The following is a 5268-nucleotide window of genomic DNA, read 5'->3' as shown; positions in this document are numbered from 1 at the left end:
GATGTGCCTGTGTTCCGCTATCGCCTCTGCGAGCAACGTCACCGCAGCATCAAGGCCGCCGAGGGTTTCCGGCGACAGCAGGCGCGCAAGTTTCAGCTCGGCATCCTCGGGGCGGCAGACGCCACGCGCGGCATAGATTCTCTGCAGCACCGCCGGCGTCGCATCCGGCCAGGCGGCGAATTCCGGAATCGTGCGCCGGACGATGCGCGCGTCGGCGCTCACGCGTCGAGCTTGGTGAGCGTGCGCCGCCAGAAACGCCAGCCCTGCCCGCGCGCGATGCGCCAACGCTGGCCGTCGGCGAAATCGAGCACGATGCCGGCGTAACGCGTGCCCAGGGCGCGCAATGGATCTAGCAGATGACTGCGCTCGACCATCGCCCAGTCGCGGGCGTCGCGCAGATCGACGAGCACATCGCCGCCATCGGCCGCTGCCGCATTCGCTTTGGCCTGCTGCGCCAAAGCGCGCAGCTCGACGTCGTCGCCGATCACGCTCGGCGCCGAGCAGCGCACTGAATCGGGAAGCACGCCGCCACCCCAGAACCACAGGCTGTTGACCGGCGGCAGGCCGGCGGCGATGCGTTCGGCATTGCGCGGATGATTGTGCAGGAGGATCTGCGCCTCGTTGAGCAGCGCCCGCCAGCGCCGTCCTTCCGGACCTTCAGGCAGATGCGCGAGCAGATCCTCGCCGAGTCCGTCGATGGGTGAAGTGAATATCGGCAACTTCGATTCGCGCGGCAGCATCAGGTACCAGCGCTCGGGCGATGCCACCGAAATCGGAAAACCGGTGTCGCCGAACATCGGCTTGAGAGGTTTGACGAGGGCTTCCGCTTCGGCCATCGACAGTCCGAGATTGCCCCAGGCCATCAGGCGCGCGCCGGTCATGTCCGGGCGCACGAACACCGGATCGACGCGCAACCAGGCATGGACCGCAGCGTCGCCAGCATCGAGTTGCCGCGTCATCGCCGCCATCGGCCACCCGCGCGGCAGCAATTCGAAATGCCGCAGCAGTTGCGCGCGTTCGCCGGCATCAACCGCAGCCAGGCGATCGGCGCGTGCCAAAGTTTTACCGATTTCCGGCGAAAGCGCCTGCCCGGCGAAACGCCGGCGCTCGGGCAACAGCAATGTCAGCGTGTCGACAGCGGCCATCGTGCGGCCTCAGCCGACGTAACGCACCGCGATGATGTCGTACTCGCGCTGGCCGCCGGGCGCATCGATGGTGATCGTGTCGCCCTCGTGCTTGCCGATCATCGCGCGCGAGATCGGCGAGGAGATCGAGATCTTGCCCTGCTTGATATCCGATTCCAGGTCGCCGACGATCTGGTAGGTCACACGCTCGTCGGTCTCCGATTCGGCGAGTTCCACCGTCGCGCCAAACACGACGCGATCACCGGCATTGAGCGTGGCGACATCGATCAGCTGGCAGTGCGAGAGCACGTATTCGAGCTCCTGGATGCGGCCCTCGATGAAGCCCTGCTGCTCGCGGGCGGCGTGATACTCGGCGTTCTCCTTGAGATCGCCGTGCGCACGCGCTTCGGCGATCGCATTGATCACTGCCGGTCGCTTGACCGACTTGAGGTTCTCGAGTTCATCGCGCAGGCGACGCGCGCCCTGCGTGGTCAGTGGAGCGATGCTCATCCTTGAAGTTCCTTGTGCAATTCCTGCAGCGACCAGACGCGCGGATGGTTACGGGTATCGATCGCCTGGATCAGCGCGCGCGCACCCGGGATGGTGGTGGAATACGTTACCCGATGCTGCAAGGCTTCGCGACGGATCGAGAACGAGTCGGCGATCGCCTGCTTGCCCTCGGTGGTGTTGACGATGTAGACGATCTCGCCATTCTTGATCAGGTCGACGATGTGCGGCCGGCCCTCGATCACCTTGTTGATGCGTTCGCAGACGACTCCCTTGCCATCGAGGTAGCTGGCGGTGCCCGTCGTCGCGACCAGGGTGAAGCCGCGTTCGATCAACATGCGTGCGACATCGAGCACGCGCGACTTGTCGCCGTCGCGCACCGAGATGAACACCTTGCCGACCGGCGGCGCCTTGATGTTGGCCGCTTCCTCGGCGCGCCCGAAAGCCTCTTCGAAGGTGCGACCGACACCCATCACCTCGCCGGTAGAACGCATTTCCGGCCCGAGGATCGGGTCGACGCCCTGGAATTTCGCGAAGGGGAATACCGCTTCCTTGACCGAGAAATATTCCGGAACGATCTCGCGGGTCTTGCCTTGCGCAACCAACGACTGGCCGACCATGCAGCGCGCCGCGATCTTCGCCAGTGGCTGGCCGATCGCCTTGGACACGAACGGCACCGTGCGCGAGGCACGCGGATTGACCTCGAGCACGAAGATGGTTTCGCCGCCCTCGTTGTCGAACTGGATCGCGAACTGCGCGTTCATCAGGCCGACCACCTTGAGCTCGCGCGCCATCATCGTCATCTGCTTGCGCAGTTCATCCTGGATCGCGGCGCTCAGCGTGTAAGGCGGAAGCGAGCAGGAGGAGTCGCCGGAATGCACGCCAGCTTCCTCGATGTGTTCCATGATGCCGCCGATCAACACGTTGCCTTCGGCATCGGCGATCACGTCGACGTCGACCTCGACGGCGTTGTCGAGGAAGCGGTCGAGCAGCACCGGCGAATCGTTCGACACCTGCACCGCCTCGCGAATGTAACGCGACAGGTCTTCGTCGGAATAGACGATCTCCATCGCGCGGCCGCCGAGCACGTAGCTGGGGCGCACCACCAGCGGATAACCGATCGCGCGCGCATGCGCCAGCGCCTCTTCGGCGGTACGCGCGGTGCGGTTTGGCGGCTGCCGCAGGCCGAGTTTTTCGACCAGCTGCTGGAAACGTTCGCGGTCTTCGGCAAGGTCGATCGAATCGGGCGAGGTGCCGATGATCGGCGCACCGGCGGCTTCCAGCGCACGCGCGAGTTTCAGCGGCGTCTGCCCGCCGTACTGCACGATCACGCCTTCGGGTTTTTCGACGTCGATGATCTCCAGCACGTCTTCCAGCGTCAGCGGCTCGAAGTACAGGCGGTCGGACGTATCGAAATCGGTGGAAACGGTTTCCGGATTGCAGTTGACCATGATGGTTTCGTAACCATCGTCGCGCAGCGCCAGCGCCGCGTGCACGCAGCAGTAATCGAACTCGATGCCCTGGCCGATGCGGTTGGGGCCACCACCGAGCACCATGATCTTCTTGCGCGAGCTCGGCATCGCCTCGCACTCGTCCTCGTAGGTCGAATACAGATACGCGGTCGGCGTGGCGAATTCGGCGGCGCAGGAGTCGACTCGCTTGTACACCGGGCGCACGCCGAAGGCGCGGCGCAGGGCGCGGATCGCCGATTCATCGGTGCCGCTGAGTTGCGCGAGACGGATATCGGAAAAACCTTTGCGCTTGAGCGCACGCAGGCGCTTGGCATCGAGACCGGCGAGGCCGTCGTGATGCACCTGGCCTTCGATGGAAACCAGTTCCTCGATCTGATCGAGAAACCAGGGGTCGATGAAGCTGAGCTTGAACACGTCGTCGACGCTGAGACCGGCGCGGAAGGCTTCCGCGACCTGGAACAGACGCTCCGGACCGGGCTCCTTCAGATCACGCTTGATCTTCAGCAGACCATCTTCGCCCTGCCCGGCTGCGCCGGTGGGATCGAGGCCGACCTTGCCGATCTCCAGCCCGCGCAAGGCTTTCTGCAGCGATTCCTGGAAGGTGCGGCCCATCGCCATCACTTCGCCGACCGATTTCATCTGTGTGGTCAGGCGGGCGTCGGCGGCGGGGAATTTTTCAAAAGCGAAACGAGGAATCTTGGTGACGACGTAATCGATGCTCGGCTCGAACGAGGACGGCGTGACGCCACCGGTGATCTCGTTGCGCAATTCATCCAGCGTGTAGCCGACCGCAAGCTTGGCGGCGACTTTCGCGATCGGAAAACCGGTCGCCTTCGACGCCAGTGCCGAGGAACGCGAGACGCGCGGATTCATTTCGATGACGACGACGCGGCCATCCTGGGCATTGATGCCGAACTGCACGTTGGAGCCGCCGGTGTCGACGCCGATCTTGCGCAGCACGGCGATGGAGGCATCGCGCAGGCGCTGGTATTCCTTGTCGGTGAGCGTCTGTGCCGGCGCGACGGTGATCGAGTCGCCGGTGTGCACGCCCATCGGGTCGAGATTTTCGATCGAGCAGACGATGATGCAGTTGTCCGCGGTGTCGCGGACCACTTCCATCTCGAACTCCTTCCAGCCCAGCACCGATTCTTCCACCAGCACCTCGCTGGTCGGGGAAAGATCGAGGCCGCGCTTGACGATTTCGATCAACTCCTCGCGGTTGTAGGCGATGCCGCCGCCGCTGCCGCCAAGCGTGAAGCTGGGGCGGATGATGGTGGGATAGCCGACGCGGGTCTGGATCTCCAGCGCTTGTTCAAGCGTGCGCGCGACTTCGGCTTTCGGGCAATCCAGGCCTATTTCCTTCATCGCCACGCGGAACAATTCGCGATCCTCGGCCATGCGGATCGCTTCGCGCGAAGCACCGATCAGTTCGACGCCGTATTTTTCCAGCGTGCCGGCATCGGCGAGATCGAGCGCGCAGTTGAGCGCGGTCTGCCCGCCCATCGTCGGCAGCAGCGCGTCGGGCTTTTCCTTGGCGATGATGCGCTCGACCGTCGCGGGATTGATCGGCTCGATGTAGACGGCGTCGGCCATTTCCGGGTCGGTCATGATCGTCGCAGGATTCGAGTTCACCAGGATCACCCGGATGCCCTCCTCGCGCAGCACCCGGCAGGCCTGGGTGCCGGAGTAGTCGAACTCGCAGGCCTGGCCGATGACGATCGGGCCGGCGCCGATGATCAGGATGCTCTTGATGTCAGTACGTTTCGGCATCTCAGCGTGCCTCCATGATCTGGATGAAGCGATCGAACAGCGGCGACACGTCGTGCGGACCCGGACTCGCTTCCGGATGGCCCTGGAAGCTGAAGGCCGGTGCGTCGGTGAGCGCGATGCCCTGGTTGGAGCCATCGAACAGCGAGCGGTGCGTCACGCGCACGTTCGCCGGCAGCGTGGCCTCGTCGATGGCGAAGCCGTGGTTCTGGCTGGTGATCATCACCCGGCCGATGTCGAGATCGATCACCGGATGATTGGCGCCGTGATGGCCGAATTTCATCTTCATCGTCTGCGCGCCGGCGGCGAGGCCGAGCAGTTGGTGGCCGAGACAGATGCCGAAGATCGGAATCTTCGCGGCGAGAAATTCCTTGATCGCAGCGATCGCGTAATCGCAG

General features: G+C 64.3%; 4 protein-coding genes and 1 pseudogene. All 5 read right to left on the bottom strand.

Annotated elements, in window-relative coordinates; translation table 11 throughout:
- Window positions 1-222, bottom strand: a pseudogene (locus VKM35_RS01990) (single-stranded-DNA-specific exonuclease RecJ); the annotation flags it as partial.
- Window positions 219-1145, bottom strand: coding sequence for a phosphoglycerate mutase (locus VKM35_RS01985; protein ID WP_324317807.1), 927 nt, complete (start codon window positions 1143-1145; stop codon window positions 219-221). The gene VKM35_RS01985 and the pseudogene VKM35_RS01990, both read right to left, overlap by 4 nt.
- Before the next feature lie 9 nt (window positions 1146-1154).
- The gene (gene greA / locus VKM35_RS01980) at window positions 1155-1634 is read right to left on the bottom strand and encodes a transcription elongation factor GreA (RefSeq protein ID WP_324317805.1); all 480 of its coding nucleotides are present in this window, start codon (window positions 1632-1634) and stop codon (window positions 1155-1157) included.
- A complete protein-coding gene (gene carB, locus VKM35_RS01975; RefSeq protein ID WP_324317803.1) occupies window positions 1631-4873 on the bottom strand; it encodes a carbamoyl-phosphate synthase large subunit in 3243 nt (1080 codons plus the stop codon). Before carB ends, greA begins: the two co-directional genes overlap by 4 nt.
- A gap of 1 nt (window position 4874) precedes the next feature.
- Window positions 4875-5268 (bottom strand): glutamine amidotransferase-related protein (locus VKM35_RS01970; protein WP_324317801.1); only part of this gene is annotated, 394 nt, incomplete at its 5' end.

Source organism: Arenimonas sp., assembly GCF_035312645.1.
Lineage (GTDB): Bacteria > Pseudomonadota > Gammaproteobacteria > Xanthomonadales > Xanthomonadaceae > Arenimonas.
This window is presented reverse-complemented; position numbering and strand designations above follow the sequence as displayed.